Origin of the sequence: Microbacterium azadirachtae (assembly GCF_025583665.1) — a bacterium.
GTDB classification, from domain to species: Bacteria; Actinomycetota; Actinomycetes; order Actinomycetales; family Microbacteriaceae; genus Microbacterium; species Microbacterium azadirachtae.
In genome coordinates this window covers 3,501,410-3,520,994 of record NZ_CP099706.1, presented here as the reverse complement: position 1 = coordinate 3,520,994, position 19,585 = coordinate 3,501,410, and the positions used below count along the sequence as shown (strand labels likewise).

The window sequence follows — 19,585 nt, the reverse complement described above, 5'->3', positions numbered from 1 at the left end:
TTCAGCGGTCGCGGTCGCGGCGGCGCTGCGGGCGCAGGATCGCGTTGAAGATCGCGTTGATGACGGCGATGAGGAACGCGGCGACGATCGTCCAGCCGAAGCCGCCGAGCGCCAGTCCCCATCCCCAGAAGCCCGTGATCCAGGCGGTCAGCCAGAGCAGGAACCCGTTGATCACGAGGGAGATCAGCCCGAGCGTCAGGATGTACAGCGGGATCGCGACGACCTTCACCACGGTGCCGACGATCGTGTTCACCACGGCGAACACGGCGCCGATCGCGAGCAGGGTGACGAGCAGCGGGACCATGCCGCCCGGCGGGTAGGGGGTGACCGTGACCTCGAGGACGGTGATCAGGCTCACGACCCAGATGGCGAAGGCGTTCACGACGACGCGGATGAGGAACCTCATGAGGCCGATTGTCCCACCCGAAACCGGGATCCGCCGGGGAGTCCCGCGAAGTCCGTCGTGTCGATGCCGTCGGACGGCGCAGAGGGCCGCGGATCTAGACTCGACGCGTGAGCGAAGAGATCCTGCCCCGCATCCGTGAAGAGATCGCAGCCCTGCCCCCGTACCGGCAGGGCAAGCAGGCCGGCGCGGACGCGTTCAAGCTCTCGAGCAACGAGAACCCGTTCGAGCCGCTGCCGTCCGTCGTCGCGGCGCTGACGGCGGGGGCGCCGATCAACCGCTACCCGGACGCCACGGCGGGGGCGCTGCGCGCACGCCTGGGCGAGCGGTACGGCGTCGCGCCCGACGCGGTGCACGTCGCCTCGGGCAGCGTCGCGATCCTGTATCAGCTGGTGGCGGCGGCCGCGACGGTCGGCGACGAGGTCGTGTACGCCTGGCGCTCCTTCGAGGCCTACCCCGGCCTGCCCCTCGTGGCCGGGGCGACCGGCGTGCAGGTGCCGCTCGCCGCCGACTCCCGCCACGACCTCGATGCGATGGCTGCGGCGATCACCGAGCGCACCCGCGTGGTGATCGTGTGCACCCCGAACAACCCGACCGGTCCGATCGTCACGAGCGCCGAGTTCGCGGCGTTCGTCGCCCAGGTGCCGCGCGACGTGCTGATCGTCCTCGACGAGGCCTACGCCGAGTTCGTCACCGCCCCCGACGCGGTCGACGGCCTGGCCGAGCGCGTCTTCGAGACGCACCCCAACGTCGTCGTGCTGCGCACGTTCTCCAAGGCCTACGGTCTCGCCGGGCTCCGGATCGGCTACGCGATCGGCCACCCCCGCGTCCTGGACGCGGCCCGCACGACGGCGATCCCGCTGTCCGTGACGGCCGCCGCCGAGGGCGCCGCGATCGCGAGCCTCGACGCCGAGGACGAGCTGCGCGCCCGCGTCGCGGTCATCGTCGAGCGCCGCGCCGAGCTCGTCGCGGGCCTGCGCGCCCACGGGTGGGACGTGCCCGACGCGCAGGGCAACTTCGTCTGGCTCCCCACGGGCGATGCGACCGCCGACATCGCCGCGGCGTTCGAGGACGCCGGGCTCATCGTGCGCGCCTTCCCCGGAGACGGGATCCGGATCTCTGTCGGCGAGGCGGAGTCGCTGCCCCGCGTGCTGGCCGTCGCCGCCGCCCAGCGCTGAGGGGCGCCCGCGACGCGGCACCCTCCGCCGCGACGGGCGGACCCGCGCGCGTCCCGCACGAGGCGGTCGGCGCGGGCGGGATCCGATGCAAGGCGTCCCATGCAAAAAGCTAGGGGGACCTGGCATAAATACCTGGGACACCTGGATATCCGCGAGGCTGCATACGTCCGTGGGGATCGTGACAGGACCCATCGGATCGTTTGTGTGCACCCTCCACTGCGAAGCCGGAAACCTCGGTTAGCGTAGACAAGGTGACTGACGCCGATATCCCCGTCGTCCGCGTCCTCGACGCCGACGGCAGCTACGCCCCGAACGCCGCGGCCGAGCAGTATCTGCCCCTCATCGACGCGCTCCCGGACAGCGAGCTCGAGCAGCTCTACCGGGACATGGTCGCGATCCGCGCGATCGACACCCAGGCCACGAACCTGCAGCGCCAGGGCCAGCTCGCGCTGTGGCCGCCGAGCCGCGGGCAGGAGGCCGCGCAGGTCGGATCCGCTCGTGCCGCGCGCCCGCAGGACACGATCTTCCCGTCCTACCGCGAGCACGCCGTCACCCGCATCAGGGGCGTGGACCCGGTCGACATCATCAAGCTCATGCGCGGCACCTCGAACGGCGGCTGGGATCCCACAGATCCGCGCAACGGCAACACGCGCATCTACACGCTCGTGCTCGGCTCGCAGACCCTGCACGCCACGGGTCTGGCGATGGGGCTCGTGTTCGACGGCAAGTGCGGCACCGGAGACCCGGATCGCGATGAGGCCGTCATGGTCTACTACGGCGACGGCGCCTCGAGCCAGGGCGACGTGCACGAGGCGATGGTGTTCGCCGCGAGCTACCGCACCCCCGAGGTCTTCTTCCTACAGAACAACCACTGGGCGATCTCGGTGCCGGTGAGCACCCAGTCGCGCGTGCCGCTCGTGCAGCGCGGCATCGGCTATGGCATCCCCTCGGTGCGGGTCGACGGCAACGACGTGCTCGCCAGCTACGCCGTCACCCGGCGGGCGCTCGACGAGGCGCGTGCCGGCGACGGCCCGCGGGCGATCGAGGCCGTGACGTACCGCATGGGCGCGCACACCACGAGCGACGACCCGACCAAGTACCGCGGCAGCGCCGAGGAGCAGGAGTGGGCGCAGCGCGACCCGATCGCCCGCATGCGCGCGTACCTCGAGAACCGCGGCGCGGGGGAGTCCTTCTTCGCCGACGTCGAGGCGGAGGCGGCCGACGCGGCCGAGGATCTGCGGGTGCGCACCCTCGAGCTCGTCGCGCCCGGTCACGATGCGATCTTCGACAACGTGTACAGCGATCCGCACCCGCTCATGGCCGAGCAGAAGGCGTGGCACCAGCAGTACGAGGCCTCGTTCAGCTCGGGCGCGGCGGCCGGACGGCAGGAGGAGATCCGATGACCACCGTCGACACCACCACCGGCACCCGCATCGAGACGATGCCGTTCAGCAAGGCGCTGAACGCGGGCCTGCGCAAGGCGATGGAGGACGACCCGCGCGTCCTCCTCATGGGCGAGGACATCGGCGCCCTCGGCGGCGTGTTCCGCGTCACCGAGCACCTGCAGCGCGACTTCGGGCCGCAGCGCGTGCTCGACACCCCCCTCGCGGAGTCGGGCATCGTCGGCACCGCGATCGGCCTCGCGATGGGCGGATTCCGCCCCGTCGTCGAGATCCAGTTCGACGGCTTCGTCTTCCCGGCGTTCGACCAGATCACCACACAGCTCGCCAAGATCACGGCCCGGCACGAGGGTGCGCTCTCGATGCCGATCGTGATCCGCATCCCGTACGGCGGGCACATCGGCGCGGTCGAGCACCACCAGGAGAGCCCGGAGACCTACTTCGCGCACACTCCCGGCCTGCGCGTGGTGTCGCCGTCGACGCCGAACGACGCGTACTGGATGATCCAGGAGGCGATCGCCTCGAACGACCCGGTGATCTTCCTCGAGCCGAAGAGCCGGTACTGGCCCAAGGGCGAGGTCGACCTCGCCGCCCCCGCCCTGCCGTTGCATGCGTCGCGCGTGGTGCGTCGCGGATCCGACGTCACTCTCGTCGGGCACGGCGCCATGGTCTCGACCCTGCTGCAGGCCGCCGCCCTCGCCGAGGCCGAGGGCACCAGCTGCGAGGTCGTCGACCTGCGCTCGCTGTCGCCGGTCGACTACGGGCCGATCCTCGACTCGGTGCGATCGACGGGCCGGATGGTCTACGCGCAGGAGGCGCCGGGCTTCGTGAGCCTCGGCAGCGAGATCGCAGCGACCGTCATGGAGCGGGCGTTCTACGCGCTCGAGGCGCCGGTGCTGCGGGTGTCGGGCTACGACACCCCGTTCCCGCCCGCGAAGCTCGAGGGCGCCTACCTGCCGGATCCGGACCGGATCCTCGAGGCCGTCGACCGGTCGCTCGCGTACTGACGGCCCCGTCTCCTCCCCTTCCTGAAAACAACGCAGGAGAATCGTCACACTCAGCCTCCATCCGCCCGCTGACCTGCAGGATCTCCTGCGTCAGGTTCAGGAAGGGGGGCTGAGCGGAAAGGATCCCGACCATGAGCACCCAGACCTTCACCCTCCCGGACGTCGGCGAGGGCCTGACCGAGGCCGAGATCGTCACCTGGCGGGTCGCCCCGGGCGACGCCGTCGCGGTCAACGACGTGATCTGCGAGATCGAGACGGCCAAGTCGCTCGTCGAGCTGCCTTCGCCGCACGCCGGCACGGTCGGCGAGCTGCTCGTGCCGGAGGGGAAGACGGTCGACGTCGGCACCCCGATCATCACGTTCCTGACCGGCGCTCCGGAGGCGGCCGCCCCGGCGCCGGCGGCTCCGGCGGCGGAGGGATCCGGATCCGTGCTCGTCGGCTACGGATCCGGTACCGAGGCGACCTCGCGCCGCCGTCGCCCCGCCGAGCGGCCGGTGCGCTCCACCGTCGGCGTCATCGCCAAGCCCCCGATCCGCAAGCTCGCGCGCGACCTCGACGTCGACCTCACCCAGGTCACCCCGACGGGCGCCGACGGCGAGGTCACCCGCGACGACGTGATGAAGCACGCCGAGCAGGCGAGCGTGTTCCGCAACATCCAGACCCCCGAATGGGGTGCCGTGCGCGAGGAGACCGTGCCTGCGCCGCAACCCGCGCCGGTCGGACTCGCGCGCGGGATCGCGCCCTCGCGCGCTTCGATCGGCGCGGACGAGAGCCGCACCGAGTCGATCCCGGTCAAGGGCGTGCGCAAGGCCACGTCGTCGGCCATGGTGCAGAGCGCCTACTCCGCCCCGCACGTGACGGTGTGGAAGGAGGTGGACGCGACCCGCACCATGGAGCTCGTGAAGCGCCTCAAGGCGTCGCCCGACTTCGCCGACATCAAGGTGTCGCCGCTGCTGATCGTCGCGCGCGCCGTGATCTGGGCCGTGCGCCGCACCCCGATGGTCAACGCGGCGTGGATCGACACCGCCGACGGCGCCGAGATCGCGGTGCGCCACTACGTCAACCTCGGCATCGCCGCCGCCACCCCGCGGGGCCTGCTCGTGCCGAACATCAAGGACGCGCAGGATCTGGGCATGAAGGATCTGGCCCGCGCGCTCAACCGGCTCACCACGACCGCCCGCGAGGGCAAGTCGACGCCGGCCGACCAGCAGGGCGGCACCATCACGATCACCAACATCGGCGTGTTCGGGATGGATGCGGGCACCCCGATCATCAACCCCGGAGAGGCCGGCATCGTGGCGATGGGCACGATCAGCCAGAAGCCGTGGGTCGTGGACGGCGAGGTGCGTCCGCGCTGGGTGACGACCGTCGCCGGATCCTTCGACCATCGTGTGGTGGACGGCGACGGCATGAGCCGCTTCATCGCCGACGTCGCCGCCGTGCTCGAGGAGCCCGCGCTGCTGGTGGACTGAGACCGGATCCCGACCCCGGACTCCGGATCCCGGATCCGGCCGGGTCGGCTCTCAGCCCTGCAGCCGGCGTGCCACGAGCTGCGGCAGGCCGACCGTCCGTGCGGCGGCCAGCGCCGTGGAGACCGCGCCGGCGAGCACGATGTCGGCGCCGAGCTTCGAGCGCAGGATCGCGGGCGCCGGCAGGTCGAGCAGCGGGCGCAGCACGTCGCGCGCCGCGTCGAGCACCGGCTGGATGCTCTCGGCGATCGCACCGCAGACGATCACGCGCTCCGGGTCGTAGGTGCTGCCGAGCACGGCGACCACGCGGGCGAGGAAGGCGCCGGTGTCGCGCACGACGCGGGACGCGTCGGCGTCCCCGGTCTCCGCCAGGGCGAGCACCCGGTCCGCGGTGAGGCCTTCCGCGGCGAGCCGGGCCAGCGCTCCGTCGGCGGCCGCGTCTCCCGAGGCGAGCAGTTCACCGGCGATGCGGGTGATCGTGGGGCCGAGTCCGTCGGCCGAGTCCACCCCGCGCACGTGGTCGAAGAGCACCATCTCGCCGACGCCGCCGTGCGCGCCGTGCAGGATGTGCCCGTCCACGACCGCTCCGGCGCCGAACCGCTCCCCGGCGACGAGAGCGATGTAGTCGCGACAGCCCACGGCCTCGCCGAGATCCCCCTCCGCGGCGGCCGCGAGCACGGCGTCGTTCTTGATCTCGACGACGGGGGCCCATCCCGCCAGGAGCTCGGCGAGGCCGGGATTGGTGCGCTCCCAGAACCCGTCGGGGTGCGGCGGCGATGAGCCGTTCCGTGCGACCGGGGCCGCGACGCCCGCGCACAGGGCGAGGACGCGGTCGCGGGGGGCGCCGCTGGATGCCAGCGCCGCGTCGAGGTGCTGCAGGATGACCGCGCGGCGCTGACCGACGGTGTGGTGCCGATCCAGGTCGGTGCGCCGGTGCGCGAGCGGCATGCGGGCGAGGTCGGTCACGGTCACGCCGAGGTGGGTGTCGCCGGCGTCGATCGCGATCACGGCGCCGACATCGGAGGGCAGCTCGAACCGTCGTGCCGGTCGCCCGGCCGAGTACTGGCCCGCGTCGCGGGCGTTGGGCAGCTCGCGCACGACGCCCGCCTCCACCAGCGTGTCGATCGCGTCGATCGTCGTCGACCGGGTGAGCGAGGCGCCGGCCATCGCCTCGGTGGCGGTGAACGGGCCGCGGCCCCAGGCGAAGTCCAGCACCTGCCCGAGGCTCGGTCGGCTGCCGCCGGGAGCACCGGGAGCGCCGGGAGCCCCGGCCGCGCCGGGGGCGGCGGGGGGCGCGTCGGACGCGGCGGATCTCGGCATCGGTGCTTGACCTCTCGGGTGGGCTTCTGTCAGAGTATCCCTTGCCCGATTTGATTCGGGCACAAAATCTAATCTCCGGAACAAGATCCGATCCGATGGCGCGGACGGATCCCGGAAGGGATGAGGACGATGGTGTCTGGGAAGAGAACGCGAATCGCGAGGATGGTCGCGGTCGCCGCGGCCCTCGCGATCGGGGCGACGACCCTGGCCGGATGCGCGCCCGCCGACGGTCGCGAGACCGTGCGGTTCACATTCAGCAAGCGCGAGGCGATCGACTTCATGACGAAGGTCGTGAACGACTACAACGCGTCGCAGGACAAGGTGCGGGTGGAGATCGACACCTCCGGCGTGGACGTGGTCTCGGCGAGCTTCGTGCGCGGCAACCCGCCGGATCTGATGCTCGCGAACTACAACTTCGAGGTCGCCCGGTTCGTGCAGCGCTGCGCGCTGACCGACCTCTCCGACACGGCGGAGGCGGGACGGATCCGTGAGGACCTGAAGCCCCTGCTCGATCAGTACGGGGTGTGCCCGGGCAGGACCACCGTGCTGCCGTACTCCGTGATGGCGGCCTCGGTGATCTACAACAAGGAGATCTTCGCGAAGCACGGCATCGAGATCCCGAAGACCTGGGACGAGCTGATCGCCGCGTGCGACAGGCTCAAGGCCGCCGGGGTCGCGCCGTTCTACGGCACGTTCAAGGACAACTGGACGATCGGGCAGGGCTGGTACGACTACGCGGTCGGGGGAGAGGTGCCGGTCGTGGACTTCTTCAAGAAACTGAACGAGGAGGGGACCGCGGTCGGACCGAAGGCGCAGACCTCCTTCTCGAAGGACTTCGCGAAGCCGGTCGAGAAGATGACCCGGCTCATCAAGGACTACACGCAGCCCAACGCCGCGAGCCAGGCGTATGTCGACGGCAACCTCGCGTTCGCCCAGGGCAAGGGCGCGATGTACCTCCAGGGCCCGTGGGCGTTCGGCGAGATCGCCAAGACGTCGCCCGACCTGCAGCTCGGCAGCTTCCCGCTGCCGATGACGAACGATCCGAAGGATCTCAAGGTCCGCGTGAACATGGACCTCGCGGCGATGATCCCGACGGGGTCGCAGCACCAGAAGGCCGCGCGCGACTTCCTCGCCTACCTCTACCGGCCCGAGGTGATCGACGCCTACAACGCGTCCCAGCTCGGCTTCGCGCCGACGACCGATGCGACTCTGCCGACGGATCCGCGCATCGCGGGCATGATCCCGTACTACACCGACGGCGCGGTCTATCAGGGCGCGTCGGTGCTGGTGCCCAAGACCATCCCCGTCTTCAACTACGTCCAGGCGATCGCCCTCGGGGGCAGCGTCGACGGCACCCTGCGCACGATGGACGCGGACTGGGCGCGCGCCGCCTTCCTCGCCCCGAAGCTCCCGAGCGACACGAAGGGCACGACGAAATGACCGCGACAACCACCATCGTCACCGGCGGCGACCGCACGGTCCGTCGCAGCAGCAAGCGCGTCGAGCCGATCTACTACCTGTTCCTGCTGCCGACGCTCGTGCTGTTCACGCTGGCGATCACGGTGCCCGCGGTGATGGGCATCTTCTTCAGCTTCACCGACTCGATCGGGATCGGCACCTGGAGCTTCAACGGGCTCACCAACTACATCGCGGCGTTCAGCGACCCGGCGATCCTGCAGAGCTACCTGTTCACCTTCGGGTTCTCGGTCGTGACCGTGATCGTGGTGAACGTGCTCGCCTTCCTGCTGGCCGTCGGGCTCGTCTCGCGGATCCGTTTCAAGACGGGCCTGCGCGCGATCTTCGTGATCCCGATGGTCATCTCCGGCATCATCATCGCCTACGTCTTCAACTTCCTGTTCTCGAACTCGATCCCGGCGCTCGGGACGGCGACCGGCATCCCGTGGCTGTCGACGAGCATCCTCGCCAACCCCGACCTCGCGTGGGTGGGCATCGTGATCGTGACGGCCTGGCAGGCGATCCCGGGCACCCTGCTCATCTACATCGCGGGCCTGCTCTCGATCCCCGGGGACGTGTACGAGGCGGCGGACCTCGACGGCGCGAGTAAGCTCCAGCAGCTCACCCGGATCACGGTCCCGCTCGTCGCCGGCTACTTCGTGATCAACATCGTGCTCGGGTTCAAGGGCTTCCTGAACGCGTACGACATCATCAAGGGCCTCACCGACGGCGGTCCCGGCACCTCGACGCGGAGCGTGGCGATGACGATCATCGCCGGGTTCAACGGCGGCGACTACGCCTATCAGATGGCGAACGCGACGATCTTCTTCCTCGTCGCGATCCTGATCTCCCTGCTGCAGCTGTCCGTGACCCGCGGAAGGAACGCACTCTGATGTCGACGCAGACCCTCCTCACCATCGAGGCCCTCACCACCACGGGCCGCAAGCCCCGGATCCGCAGGGAGCGGGTGAACTGGTCGGGCACGATCATCCTGATCCTGTGCACCGCCACCGTCCTGATCCCGCTGTACGTCACGATCGCGATGTCGTTCAAGACGTCGAAGCAGTCGGTCGACGGCAATGCGTTCTCGTTCCCGGCTCCGTTCACGCTCGACGGATTCGTGCAGGCGTGGAACCTCACGAAGTTCCCCGTCGGGGCGGGAGTCTCGCTGCTCGTGACCGCGGGCACCGTGTTCCTGACCGTGGTGCTGGCCGCGTTCGCCTCCTACGCGATCGTGCGCAACTGGGACCACCGGCTCTTCCGGTACTCGTTCTTCTACCTGCTCGCCGCGATGTTCATCCCGTTCCCGGTGGTGGCGCTGCCGCAGATCCAACTGACCGGTCTCGCGCACCTGGACAATCCGTTCGGGGTGATCCTGCTCGCGACGATGTTCCAGCTCAGCTTCAGCGTGCTGCTGTTCACGGCGTTCCTGCGCTCCCTTCCGCTCGAGCTCGAGGAGAGCGCGCGGATCGACGGGGCCAGCACCTGGCAGACCTTCTGGCGGATCATCTTCCCGCTGCTCGGGCCGATGAGCGCGACCGTCGGCATCTTCGCCTTCCTCTACGCGTGGAACGACTTCATGATGCCGTCGCTGATCATCTCGGATCCGTCGCTGCAGACCCTGCCGGTGCGGCAGAACCTGTTCCAGAATCAGTTCAGCAGCAACTACAACGTCGCCTTCGCCTCGTACCTGATGGCCATGGCCCCCGCGATCGTCGCCTACCTGTTCACCCAGCGCTGGGTGATGGAGGGCGTGACCCAGGGCGCCGTGAAGGGCTGACCGCCCGTCCGGCTCTCATCCGTCGGGCGCCTCCGCCCGCACAAGACCGCAACACCGAAGGAGCTCTCTTCCATGACCGATGCAGTCCTCGCCGCCGGAGTCCCCGTGCTCGGATCCGACGACGCCGCCTGGTGGCGCCAGGCCGTCGTCTACCAGGTCTATCCGCGCAGCTTCGCCGACTCGAACGGGGACGGACTGGGCGACATCCGGGGCGTCACCGACAAGGCCGACTACCTCGCCGGGCTCGGCGTCGACGCGGTGTGGCTGAGCCCGTTCTACCCGTCCGCGCTCGCCGACGGCGGCTACGACGTCGACGACTACCGGAACGTGGATCCGCGCCTGGGCACGCTCGACGACTTCGACGACATGGTCGCCGCGCTGCACGAGCGCGGGATCAAGGTGATCGTCGACATCGTGCCCAACCACTCGTCCGACCGCCACGAGATGTTCCGCGCGGCGCTCGCCGCAGGCAAGGGGTCGCCCGAGCGCGACCGTTACATCTTCCGCGACGGACTCGGCGAGAACGGCGAACTGCCGCCCGCCGACTGGGCGAGCATCTTCGGCGGTCCGGCGTGGGAGCCCGTGGGCGACGGGCAGTGGTACTTCCACCACTTCGCGACCGAGCAGCCCGACTTCAACTGGGACAACCCCGACGTGCACGCCGAGTTCCTGCACACCCTGCGGTTCTGGTCGGACCGCGGCGTCGACGGGTTCCGCATCGACGTCGCGCACGGGCTCAGCAAGGACCTGCCTGCCGTTCTGCCCAGCCAGGCCGAGCTCGACGCGATGGACACCACCGACGGTCAGCACCCGCTGTGGGACCGCGACGCCGTGCACGAGATCTACCGCGAGTGGCGTCAGGTGTTCGACGAGTACGACCCGCCGCGCATCGCCGTGGCCGAGGCGTGGGTGGCGACGCCGGAGCGCCGCGCCAAGTACGCGACCCCCGAGGGGCTCGGCCAGGCGTTCAACTTCGACCTGCTCGAGGCCGACTTCGACGCCGCGCAGTTCCGGCACATCGTGACCGACAACCTCGCCCAGAGCGCGGCGACCGGATCCAGCTCGAGCTGGGTGCTCTCGAACCACGACGTGGTGCGGCACGCGACCCGCTACGGCCTCGCCCCGCGGCGCGGCAGCCTCGCCAAGCAGGGCTCGGCCTGGATCCTCGCCGGCGCCCCGGCCGACCAGATCGACCTCGCGCGCGGCAGCCGGCAGGCGCTCGCGGCCTCCCTGTTCCTGCTGGGCCTGCCCGGCAGCGCCTACCTGTACCAGGGCGAGGAGCTGGGCCTGCACGAGGTGGGCGACATCAAGGCCGAGGATCGGCAGGACCCGGCGTTCTTCCGGGGCGCGGATCCGGAGCGCGACGGCCTCGGCCGCGACGGATGCCGCGTGCCGCTGCCGTGGACCGGAACCGGATCCTCCTTCGGTTTCGGCGCCGCGGGCGCGCACATCCCGCAGCCCGATTGGTTCGCGGACTACGCGGTGGACGTGGAGGACGCCGACCCCGCCTCGTCGCTGAACACCTATCGTCGTGCGCTCGCGCTGCGGCACGAGCTGCAGACCGGCGAGAGCCTGGAGTGGATGGAGACCGGCCGTGACGACGTGCTGCGCTTCGTCCGGCCGAACGGATGGCAGGTCGTCACGAACTTCGGTACGGAGCCCTTCGCGCTCGCCGAGGGCGAGGCGCCGGTGCTCGGCGAGCTCGTCGACGGCGCGGTGCCCGCCGAGACCACGGTCTGGCTGCGCGGCTGAGCCGAGTTCGGCGGTCGGCGTCGGCGAGCGAGCCCTGACGCCGCGGGCGGGAGACGAGACGCGGTGCCCTTACGGGGGTGCCGCGTCTCGTCTTGCTGCGCCCGCTCAACGACCTGGTCCGATTCGCCTGAGATCCGTTTTGATAATGATTCTCATTTAACGTAGTGTCGAGGACATGCAGAAGCCCCTCGCCGCCCTCACGCTCGCCGCCGCCACGATCCTCGCCCTCGCGGGCTGCTCCGCGACGGCGGATCCCGGATCGTCCTCCGGCGGCGGGACCATCGCGGTGACGGCGTCGACCAACGTCTGGGGCGACATCGCGAAGGAGATCGGCGGCGAGCACGTCGAGGTCACCTCCGTCATCGCGTCGCTGTCGCAGGATCCGCACGAGTACGAGGTCACCGCCGCCGATCAGCTGAAGGTGCGCGGGGCGAAGCTGATCCTGCAGAACGGGGGCGGCTACGACGCGTTCTTCGGCGACCTGGTCTCGAAGTCGGGAAGCAAGGCACCGGTGGTCACCGCGGTGACGTTCGCGCCGAGCTGGCCGAAGGGCGAGGACGGGATGAAGACCGCCGAGGGCTTCAACGAGCACGTCTGGTACGACACGGCGGTCGTCGAGGACGTCGCGAAGAAGGTCGCCGACGAGCTGAGCGGGATCGACCCGGCGCACAAGGCGGACTTCGAGAAGAACCTGGCGACGTTCGAGACGGGGATCTCGGGGCTGAACTCCTCGCTCGCGACCATCAAGAGCGCGCACCAGGGTGAGAAGATCTTCGTCACCGAGCCGGTTCCGCTGTACCTCACGGACGCGGCGGGCCTGGTGAACGTCACTCCCGAGGCGTTCAGCCACGCGGTCGAAGAGGGGCAGGACGTCCCGCCCGCCACGCTGCTCGAGGCGACGAACCTCGTCGAGTCGGGCGACGTCAAGGCGCTGTTCGCCAACGCCCAGGCGGGAGGTGCTGAGACCACGAAGATCATCGGCGTCGCGAAGGAAAAGGGCGTGCCCGTCCAGGAGGTCACCGAGCTGGTGCCGGACGGCAAGACGTACCTGACCTGGATGAAGGACAACATCGACACGCTCTCGCGTAACCTCGACAAGTGACCTCTCCCGCCGCTTCTCCGGCCGCTCCGCTGCTGCGGATCCGCGGCGCAGGCATCCGCCGGGACGACCGGGAGCTGTGGAGCGGACTCGACCTCGACGTGGCCCCCGGCGAGCTCGTCGCGGTGCTCGGCCCCAGCGGGACGGGCAAGACCACCCTGCTGCGCGCGATCCTCGGCCTTCAGGGGCTCTCCGAGGGAACCATCGAGGCGGTGGGCCAGCCGGTGCGCCGGCGCGGGAACCGCCGCATCGGCTATCTCCCGCAGGCGCGACCACTGCCCGCCGAGACGTCGCTGCGAGGCCGCGACCTCGTCGCGCTCGGCGTCGACGGGCACCGGTTCGGCTTCCCGATCCCGCGGCGCGGCGACCGCGCCAGGGTCGATGCGCTGGTCGCGGCGGTGGGCGCCCGGTCCTTCGCCGACCGCCCGGCAGGCACCCTCTCCGGCGGCGAGCAGCAGCGGCTGCGCGTGGGGCAGGCTCTTGCCGACGACCCCCGGCTGCTGCTCTGCGACGAGCCGCTGACGAGCCTCGATCTGGCCAACCAGCAGGCCGTCGTGGAGCTGATCGACCGGCATCGCCGCACCGGCGCCGGCGTGCTGCTCGTCACCCACGACATCAACCCCGTGCTCGACATCGTCGACCGGATCCTGTACCTCGCGAACGGCCGCTTCACGCTCGGCACCCCGCGGGAGGTGCTGACCACCCGCGTGCTCTCCGACCTCTACGGGGTTCCGGTGTTCGTGTCCCAAGTCGGCGGCCGGCTCGTCGTCGTCGGCGCGCCGGATGCGGAGAGCGCCGCGCACCACCACGACGGACCCGACGAGGAGCTGCACGCATGAACCTCCCGGACATCGTCCAGGCCATGTTCGGCGGCGTGTCGCAGTACGGCGAGATCCTCGCCCTGGTCTCGAACTCGGTCTGGGCGGGAGCCGTGCTCGGTCTCGTCGGCGGCCTCATCGGCGTGTTCGTGATGCAGCGCGACATGGCCTTCGCCGTGCACGGCATCAGCGAGCTCTCCTTCGCCGGCGCCGCGGTCGCGCTGCTGGTGGGCGTCGATGTCGTCACCGGCTCGATCGTCGGATCCCTCATTGCCGCGGCGATGATCGGCTGGCTGGGCGCCCGCGCGCGCGACCGCAACTCGATCATCGGCGTGCTCATGCCGTTCGGGCTGGGTGTCGGGATCCTCGCCCTATCGCTCTACAACGGGCGTGCGGCAGGCCGGTTCAGCCTGCTGACCGGGCAGATCGTGTCGGTGCAGTCGGAGCAGCTGGGCTGGCTGACCGGGATCTGCGCGCTCGTGCTGCTGGGCCTGCTGATCATCTGGCGCCCGCTGCGCTTCGACTCCCTCGATCCGCAGTCCGCGGCCGCCCGCGGCGTTCCCACGGTCGGCGTCTCGTTCGCCTTCATGCTGCTGCTCGGCCTCGTGGTCGCGGTCGCCGTGCACATCATCGGCGCGCTGCTGGTGATGGCGCTCGTGGTGACCCCGGCCGCCGCGGCGATGCGGGTGCGCTCAGGCCCTCTGGCCGTGCCGGTGCTGGCGGCCGTCTTCGGCGTGGTCTCCGCGGTCGGCGGCATCCTCCTGGCGGTGATGGGCACGCTGCCGGTGAGCCCGTACATCACGACGGTCTCGTTCGCGATCTACCTCGTCTGCCGCGCGATCGGATCCCGGCGGGATCGTGTCGTGCGCGCGGCCCCGGCCCCGGCGCGCACCGAATGAGCGCACACGGGCACGGGCATGACTCCGCGGCGCTCCGGCACGTCGAGGTGGCTCGGACGCCGAAACGCATCCTGCTCGCGGTGCTGATCGTCGTCGGCGTGGCGACGATCGCCGGGCTGCTGCTGCTCTGGCCGTCCGCGGAGCGTCCCGGAGGGACCCCGACGTCCGGCTCCTCGGTCGCGAAGACCACGTACCCGACCGGCGAGATCCTGCGGATGTCCGACTGCGCGACACCCGGGCCGCCGGCACCCTCGGGCGGCGGGACGGGCTCCGGCGCGACCGGCGGATCCGGTGCGGGAGGAGCATCTCCCGCGGCCTGCGCGATCGCGCAGGTCAGGATCGAGGACGGCGCCCGTGCGGGCGAGACGGTCAGGATCATGCTGAACGGTCCGTTCGCCCGCGCCGGCCTGCACCCCGGCGACCGGCTCGAGCTGATGGTGATCGCCCTGCCCACGCATTCGAGCATCGTGCAGCCGGGCGGCGTGGATCCGGGGATCTCGGCGTTCGGCGTGGTCAGGACCGTCCCGCTGGCCGTGTGGGTCGGGCTGTTCGCCCTGGTCGTGATCGTCGTCGGGCTCCTGCGCGGACTGCTCGCCCTCGTCGGGCTGGTGTTCAGCGGCGCGATGATCGTGATGTTCCTGCTGCCCGCCCTGCTGCACGCGGAGCCCGCCATGGCGGTCGCCCTCGTCGGCGCGTCCGCGATCCTCTACGTCGTGCTCTATCTCGCGCACGGGCTGTCCCTGCGCACCAGCGCGGCTCTCGCGGGCACGCTCGCGGGAGTCGCGATCACCGCGATCCTGGCGCAGCTGGCGGTCGGCACCACCCGGCTCAGCGGCATCGACGAGAGCGCCGGCTTCCTGGCCCCGATGGTGCCGCAGGTCGACTTCCAGGGCCTGCTCACGTGCGCGATCATCATCGCGGGGCTGGGCGTGCTCAACGACGTGACCATCACGCAGAGCTCGGCCGTGTGGGAGCTGCGCGCCGTCGCCCCGGAGCTCTCCCGGCGGCAGCTGTTCGGCCGCGCGATGCGCATCGGACGCGATCACATCGCCTCCACGATCTACACGATCGTGTTCGCCTACGTCGGGGCGTCGCTGAGCGTCGTGCTGCTCCTCTACGTCTACGACCAGCCGATGATGAACATGCTCGGGCTCGAGGACATCGCGACGGAGATCGTCCGCACCCTCTGCAGCGGCATCGGGCTCGTGCTCGCGGTGCCTCTCACCACGGCCATCGCGGTCGCGCTCCTGCCTCCCCGCTCGGCCGTGACGGGGGAGTCCCTCCCCGCGCCGCTCGGCGAGGACGACGCCGACACCGTGGAGTGGCTGCGCACGCTGCGCACCGTCGAGGCGCCGACGATCGTGGCGCCGGATCCGCGTACGGGCGGCTAGGCGACAGGCTCTCCGTAGAGCGCTGCGACGTCCTGCGAGCTGACCCAGCGCGAGTACGTCGGATCCTGCGGCCAGCCGTCCGGCACGTCCTGCCACTCCTCCTGGCGGCCGTAGGGCAGCACGTCGGAGATCGCGAACGCGACGCTGAAGCGCTCGGCGCCGCGGCCGTCGGTGTGCCACGTGCGGTAGACGTCGTCCCCGTCGCGCAGGAACACGTTGAAGCCGAAGCCCTCTCCCGGGCCCGCGTCCACGTCGGCGCCGAAGGACGACTCCGCCGACGAGTACCAGGTCATCCGGTTCCCGACGCGCTTCTTGTAGGCGAGGATCTCGTCCATCGGTCCGTTCGTGACGATCACGAAGCGGGCGTCCTGCGCCTCGATGTGCCCCGTGCGGGTCCACTGGGAGGTGAGGCCGGTGCAGCCCTGGCACTGCCAGGTCGCGCCGTCCGTCCACATGTGGTGGTAGGTGACCAGCTGGCTCTTGCCCTCGAACACGTCGGCCAGGCTCACCCGGCTGCCGTCCTCGGCGATGAGCGTGTACGGCGGCAGCTTGACGGCGGGCAGCCGCCGCCGGGCGGCCGCGATCGCGTCCTGCTCCCGGGTCGCGGCCTTCTCGCGGATCCGCAGCTGCGCGAGCTCTTCGCGCCAGGTCTGCTCGTCGACGACAGGGGGCAGAGCGGTCATGACATCCTCCGATGGTCGGTTCCGGTCGCTCGGGCGCCGATGTTCACGGCGTCCACATCTGCTATGTTCACACCGTACACATCGCCCGGCGACGACTCAAGAGGGGGAGGGGATCCGATGGCCTACCATCACGGGGATCTCGCCACCGCCCTCGTCGAGGCGGCCGTCGCGCTCGGCCGCGGAGGCGGGCCGGCGGCGATCACGATCCGCGAGGCCACGCGGCGCACCGGGGTCTCGCCGAACGCCGCGTACCGGCACTTCCCGAATCGGGCGGCCCTTCTGGACGCGGCCGCGACGGCGATCCAGCAGGGGCTCGCCGCGGCGATGACCGACGCCCCCGAGCGATCGCCCGCCGAGCGCCTGCACCGGATCGGCGCCGCCTACATCGACTTCGCCCTCGACGAGCCGGGCTGGTTCGGCGTGGTCTTCTTCGGGATCCGCCCGCCGGAGCCGGCGACCACGGCGCAGGCGCCGGCGTTCCGGGCGCTGACGGCGGCCCTCGACGATCTGGTCGCCGACGGTGCGCTGCCCGAGGCGCAGCGCGACGACGCGGCCTGGGCATGCTGGGCCACGGTCCACGGGTTCGCCGAGCTGTGCCTGCGCGGCCCCCTGGCGGGGCTGGACCGCGCGGAGCAGAGTCGGCGCGGCGATGCCGCGATCCGCGCGGTGATCGCGGGGATCCAGGTCGGCGCCGGGTGACGGGGCGCTGCAGGGCTCGTCTCCCGCATGCGCATCGCCGGACATCCGCCGATCGTTCCGCGCCCGCGTCGCGCCGGCCCTGTCGACACAAGGGAAGCCCGGGTTAGGATCGTCAGGACTCGCGCGGACCACGGCCCTGCACCCAAGGACGCCGGACGACGCGAATCCCCCTCCGCATCCATCCTCCCCGGCACTCCCCCTGCCAGGGCGTGGGAGGGGTGAGCAGAAAGGCGCTGCCCGTGGCCGAGGCGACCGAGAACCGTGCATCCCAGGAGCAGCCGCCGCAGGGCGACTTCTTCGATCAGCTCCTCGATTCGCCGTCGAGCCAGCAGGCCTTCACGATCGGCTTCCGCGGATACGACAAGGCGGAGGTCGACGCGCACCTCACCGCCCTCAAGGAGGAGCTGCGCCGCGCGACCGACTCGAGCGCCAAGACCGACGCCCACCTGCGCGGTGAGCTGGACAAGGCGTCCGAGAAGCACCGCCGCGAGCTCGAGAAGGCCACCGCCGCCCATGAGGAGCGGGCCGCGAAGCTCGAGGCCGATCTGGCTGCCGCGAACGCGAAGATCGCCGAGTCCGCCCAGCAGATCCAGTCGCTGAGCACGGCGCTCGCCGGATCCCAGGAGGACATCGACGAGGCCACGTCGCGGTCGCAGTTCGAGACCGTGCTGCGCGTCGCCGAGGAGCAGGCCAGCGTGCTCATCCAGAACGCCGCGGTGCAGGCGGAGCGCCTGCTCGAGGCCGCGCGGGACGAGGCGGCCGCCAAGCGCGCCGAGCTCGACGCCGACGTCGCACGCATCACGGCGCAGGCCGAGCGCGACGCCGACCAGGTGCGCCTCAAGATGGAGACCGAGTTCACCGCGCACACCGCACAGGTCGAGCGCGAGGCCGCGCACGCGGCGGAGAAGGTGAACCACGCCGAGCAGGAGGCGCACTCGATCCGCACCGAGGCCGAGAAGGGCGCCGCGGCCCTGCGGGCGATGGTCACCCGCGAGACCACGGACCTGCGCGTCGCCGCCGAGCGCGAGGTGCGGGAGATGAACGCGCGCGTGCTGGAGATGGAGGAGTCGCTCACCCGCCGCCAGGACGACGCGCAGCAGGAGTTCCTCGTGCTGCACAACCAGGCCGTCGCGCACGCGGAGCGCATCACCGTCGACGCGAACGAGCAGGTCGCCGCGGCCCTGGCCCACGCCGAGCGGATCTCGGCGAAGGCCGACGACTACGAGCGGCTGATGCGCTCGCAGGCCCAGGCGATCGAGGCCGAGGCGCAGGTGCGCGCTCGCGAGACGCTCGACCGTGCCCGCACCAAGTCGCAGAAGATCGTCGACATGGTCACCGCGCACACCGCGAACGTCGTGCGCGATGCAGACGACCGGGCCCGCCAGCTGCGCTGGCAGCAGCAGCAGCTCACGAGCTTCATGGCCGAGGTGCGCGAGCTGATCCGCCCCGACGGCGCGCTCGGCAGCGAGGCATCCGGATCCGCCCCCGCGGCCGAGGACGACAAGGCGTCCGAGGCGCCCGCGGCGTCCGAGGTCGAGTCGCCCGCGGAGGACGCCGAGGCCTGATCCGGGCGCGAGCGCGCCGCGATGGAAAACGCCGCTGCCGGGTGCCCCGGGGCGGCGTTTTCCATCTTGTGGCGCGGTTCCGCATCCCGGCGAGATGGTTTTCGCAGGTTCCGCGAGGCTGGCGGCGGGGTTTTCCATCCCGTGACGACGAAGCTCGGGGCGGATCCGGCACGCGGCCTCCCGGACAGCATCGCTCCCGGGGCGCTCGAAGGTTGCGGATATCCCGCTCCCAGCCGCACGCCAGCGGGCCGCTCTAGACTCGAGGCATGGCCCAGCGGAACACGTGGCAGCGCGAACGCGTGCGCGAGGAGCTCTCGGACGCCCCCGGCTTCGTGAGCGCTCAGACTCTGCACGCGACCCTGCGCGAGGCCAACACCGGCATCGGCCTCGCCACCGTGTACCGCGCTCTCGCGGGCCTGGCCGCGTCCGGCGAGGCCGACTCGCTGCAGAGCCCCGAGGGGGAGGCGCTGTACCGCGCGTGCCGCAGCGCGGGGCACCACCACCATCTGATCTGCCGATCCTGCGGCCGGACGGTCGAGATCGAGGCCACCGACGTCGAGCAGTGGGCGCAGCGCACCGCCGCCCAGCACGGCTTCCGCGACGCGGAGCACGTGGTCGACATCTTCGGACTGTGCGCGAGCTGCGCCGACGCCGCTCAGGAGTGATC

18 protein-coding genes are annotated in these 19,585 nt (G+C 71.0%); 15 read left to right on the top strand and 3 right to left on the bottom strand.

The features are described from left to right. Nucleotide 1: 1 nt before the first annotated feature. Nucleotides 2-406, bottom strand: coding sequence for a phage holin family protein (locus NFX31_RS16610; RefSeq protein ID WP_045250830.1), 405 nt, complete (start codon nucleotides 404-406; stop codon nucleotides 2-4). Between the two features lie 107 nt (nucleotides 407-513). Between NFX31_RS16610 and NFX31_RS16605 the strand changes: the two genes are divergently transcribed. From NFX31_RS16605 to NFX31_RS16590, 4 genes are all read left to right on the top strand, one after another. Continuing rightward, on the top strand, nucleotides 514-1,581 hold the full coding sequence (locus NFX31_RS16605; RefSeq protein ID WP_262956300.1) for a histidinol-phosphate transaminase: 1,068 nt from the start codon (nucleotides 514-516) through the stop codon (nucleotides 1,579-1,581). 251 nt (nucleotides 1,582-1,832) lie between these two features. Continuing rightward, nucleotides 1,833-2,984: a pyruvate dehydrogenase (acetyl-transferring) E1 component subunit alpha gene (gene pdhA / locus NFX31_RS16600; RefSeq protein ID WP_262956299.1), complete on the top strand. Its 1,152-nt coding sequence runs from the start codon at nucleotides 1,833-1,835 to the stop codon at nucleotides 2,982-2,984. Further along, nucleotides 2,981-3,988 (top strand): alpha-ketoacid dehydrogenase subunit beta, encoded by a 1,008-nt coding sequence (locus tag NFX31_RS16595; RefSeq protein ID WP_045250832.1) that lies wholly within the window; start codon nucleotides 2,981-2,983, stop codon nucleotides 3,986-3,988. Before pdhA ends, NFX31_RS16595 begins: the two co-directional genes overlap by 4 nt. 131 nt (nucleotides 3,989-4,119) lie before the next feature. After that, nucleotides 4,120-5,460 carry a dihydrolipoamide acetyltransferase family protein gene (locus NFX31_RS16590; protein ID WP_091477988.1) on the top strand — a complete coding sequence of 447 codons (1,341 nt, stop codon included), beginning with the start codon at nucleotides 4,120-4,122 and terminating at the stop codon, nucleotides 5,458-5,460. A gap of 51 nt (nucleotides 5,461-5,511) precedes the next feature. Here the strand turns inward: NFX31_RS16590 and NFX31_RS16585 are convergent, their stop codons facing one another. Continuing rightward, entirely contained in the window at nucleotides 5,512-6,777 is a 1,266-nt protein-coding gene (locus NFX31_RS16585) for an ROK family protein (RefSeq protein ID WP_262956298.1), read from the bottom strand. Nucleotides 6,778-6,939: 162 nt separating this feature from the next. Here NFX31_RS16585 and NFX31_RS16580 point away from each other — a divergent pair, with 162 nt between their 5' ends. The 8 genes from NFX31_RS16580 (at nucleotide 6,940) to NFX31_RS16545 (ending at nucleotide 15,971) form a co-directional block, all read left to right on the top strand. After that, complete coding sequence (locus NFX31_RS16580) at nucleotides 6,940-8,217, top strand: ABC transporter substrate-binding protein (protein WP_091477990.1); 1,278 nt, start codon at nucleotides 6,940-6,942, stop codon at nucleotides 8,215-8,217. Continuing rightward, the gene (locus NFX31_RS16575) at nucleotides 8,214-9,125 is read left to right on the top strand and encodes a carbohydrate ABC transporter permease (RefSeq protein ID WP_045250834.1); all 912 of its coding nucleotides are present in this window, start codon (nucleotides 8,214-8,216) and stop codon (nucleotides 9,123-9,125) included. Before NFX31_RS16580 ends, NFX31_RS16575 begins: the two co-directional genes overlap by 4 nt. Beyond that, nucleotides 9,125-10,012 carry a carbohydrate ABC transporter permease gene (locus tag NFX31_RS16570; protein ID WP_045250835.1) on the top strand — a complete coding sequence of 296 codons (888 nt, stop codon included), beginning with the start codon at nucleotides 9,125-9,127 and terminating at the stop codon, nucleotides 10,010-10,012. Before NFX31_RS16575 ends, NFX31_RS16570 begins: the two co-directional genes overlap by 1 nt. Before the next feature lie 72 nt (nucleotides 10,013-10,084). Further along, nucleotides 10,085-11,764, top strand: a complete 1,680-nt coding sequence (locus NFX31_RS16565) for a glycoside hydrolase family 13 protein (RefSeq protein WP_262956297.1) — start codon at nucleotides 10,085-10,087, stop codon at nucleotides 11,762-11,764. Nucleotides 11,765-11,939: 175 nt separating this feature from the next. Further along, nucleotides 11,940-12,866, top strand: a complete 927-nt coding sequence (locus tag NFX31_RS16560) for a metal ABC transporter solute-binding protein, Zn/Mn family (RefSeq protein ID WP_045250837.1) — start codon at nucleotides 11,940-11,942, stop codon at nucleotides 12,864-12,866. Then, nucleotides 12,863-13,702, top strand: coding sequence for a metal ABC transporter ATP-binding protein (locus NFX31_RS16555; RefSeq protein ID WP_045250838.1), 840 nt, complete (start codon nucleotides 12,863-12,865; stop codon nucleotides 13,700-13,702). Before NFX31_RS16560 ends, NFX31_RS16555 begins: the two co-directional genes overlap by 4 nt. Continuing rightward, nucleotides 13,699-14,580, top strand: coding sequence for a metal ABC transporter permease (locus NFX31_RS16550; RefSeq protein ID WP_262956295.1), 882 nt, complete (start codon nucleotides 13,699-13,701; stop codon nucleotides 14,578-14,580). The genes NFX31_RS16555 and NFX31_RS16550 overlap by 4 nt, the downstream gene beginning before the upstream one ends. Next, nucleotides 14,577-15,971 carry a YibE/F family protein gene (locus tag NFX31_RS16545; protein ID WP_052674323.1) on the top strand — a complete coding sequence of 465 codons (1,395 nt, stop codon included), beginning with the start codon at nucleotides 14,577-14,579 and terminating at the stop codon, nucleotides 15,969-15,971. The genes NFX31_RS16550 and NFX31_RS16545 overlap by 4 nt, the downstream gene beginning before the upstream one ends. On the opposite strand, the gene NFX31_RS16540 is transcribed toward NFX31_RS16545, so the two are convergent. Continuing rightward, a complete protein-coding gene (locus NFX31_RS16540; RefSeq protein ID WP_045250840.1) occupies nucleotides 15,968-16,654 on the bottom strand; it encodes a DUF899 family protein in 687 nt (228 codons plus the stop codon). The genes NFX31_RS16545 and NFX31_RS16540 overlap by 4 nt on opposite strands. A 117-nt stretch (nucleotides 16,655-16,771) precedes the next feature. On the opposite strand from NFX31_RS16540, the gene NFX31_RS16535 reads away from it, so the two are divergent. The 3 genes from NFX31_RS16535 (at nucleotide 16,772) to NFX31_RS16525 (ending at nucleotide 19,583) form a co-directional block, all read left to right on the top strand. Next, a complete protein-coding gene (locus NFX31_RS16535; RefSeq protein ID WP_262956294.1) occupies nucleotides 16,772-17,353 on the top strand; it encodes a TetR/AcrR family transcriptional regulator in 582 nt (193 codons plus the stop codon). A gap of 239 nt (nucleotides 17,354-17,592) precedes the next feature. Beyond that, the gene (locus tag NFX31_RS16530; RefSeq protein WP_262956293.1) at nucleotides 17,593-18,918 is read left to right on the top strand and encodes a coiled-coil domain-containing protein; all 1,326 of its coding nucleotides are present in this window, start codon (nucleotides 17,593-17,595) and stop codon (nucleotides 18,916-18,918) included. Between the two features lie 266 nt (nucleotides 18,919-19,184). Beyond that, a complete protein-coding gene (locus NFX31_RS16525) occupies nucleotides 19,185-19,583 on the top strand; it encodes a Fur family transcriptional regulator (protein ID WP_045250842.1) in 399 nt (132 codons plus the stop codon). Nucleotides 19,584-19,585 lie beyond the last annotated feature (2 nt).

Excerpts from the sequence above, each read along its gene's own strand:
- NFX31_RS16610 (WP_045250830.1), bottom strand. The coding sequence starts at position 406 with ATGAGGTTCCTCATCCGCGTCGTCGTGAACGCCTTCGCCATCTGGGTC.
- NFX31_RS16595 (WP_045250832.1), top strand. The coding sequence starts at position 2,981 with ATGACCACCGTCGACACCACCACCGGCACCCGCATCGAGACGATGCCG.
- NFX31_RS16590 (WP_091477988.1), top strand. The coding sequence starts at position 4,120 with ATGAGCACCCAGACCTTCACCCTCCCGGACGTCGGCGAGGGCCTGACC.
- NFX31_RS16585 (WP_262956298.1), bottom strand. The coding sequence starts at position 6,777 with ATGCCGAGATCCGCCGCGTCCGACGCGCCCCCCGCCGCCCCCGGCGCG.
- NFX31_RS16580 (WP_091477990.1), top strand. The coding sequence starts at position 6,940 with ATGGTCGCGGTCGCCGCGGCCCTCGCGATCGGGGCGACGACCCTGGCC.
- NFX31_RS16575 (WP_045250834.1), top strand. The coding sequence starts at position 8,214 with ATGACCGCGACAACCACCATCGTCACCGGCGGCGACCGCACGGTCCGT.
- NFX31_RS16570 (WP_045250835.1), top strand. The coding sequence starts at position 9,125 with ATGTCGACGCAGACCCTCCTCACCATCGAGGCCCTCACCACCACGGGC.
- NFX31_RS16565 (WP_262956297.1), top strand. The coding sequence starts at position 10,085 with ATGACCGATGCAGTCCTCGCCGCCGGAGTCCCCGTGCTCGGATCCGAC.
- NFX31_RS16560 (WP_045250837.1), top strand. The coding sequence starts at position 11,940 with ATGCAGAAGCCCCTCGCCGCCCTCACGCTCGCCGCCGCCACGATCCTC.
- NFX31_RS16550 (WP_262956295.1), top strand. The coding sequence starts at position 13,699 with ATGAACCTCCCGGACATCGTCCAGGCCATGTTCGGCGGCGTGTCGCAG.
- NFX31_RS16545 (WP_052674323.1), top strand. The coding sequence starts at position 14,577 with ATGAGCGCACACGGGCACGGGCATGACTCCGCGGCGCTCCGGCACGTC.
- NFX31_RS16540 (WP_045250840.1), bottom strand. The coding sequence starts at position 16,654 with ATGACCGCTCTGCCCCCTGTCGTCGACGAGCAGACCTGGCGCGAAGAG.
- NFX31_RS16535 (WP_262956294.1), top strand. The coding sequence starts at position 16,772 with ATGGCCTACCATCACGGGGATCTCGCCACCGCCCTCGTCGAGGCGGCC.
- NFX31_RS16525 (WP_045250842.1), top strand. The coding sequence starts at position 19,185 with ATGGCCCAGCGGAACACGTGGCAGCGCGAACGCGTGCGCGAGGAGCTC.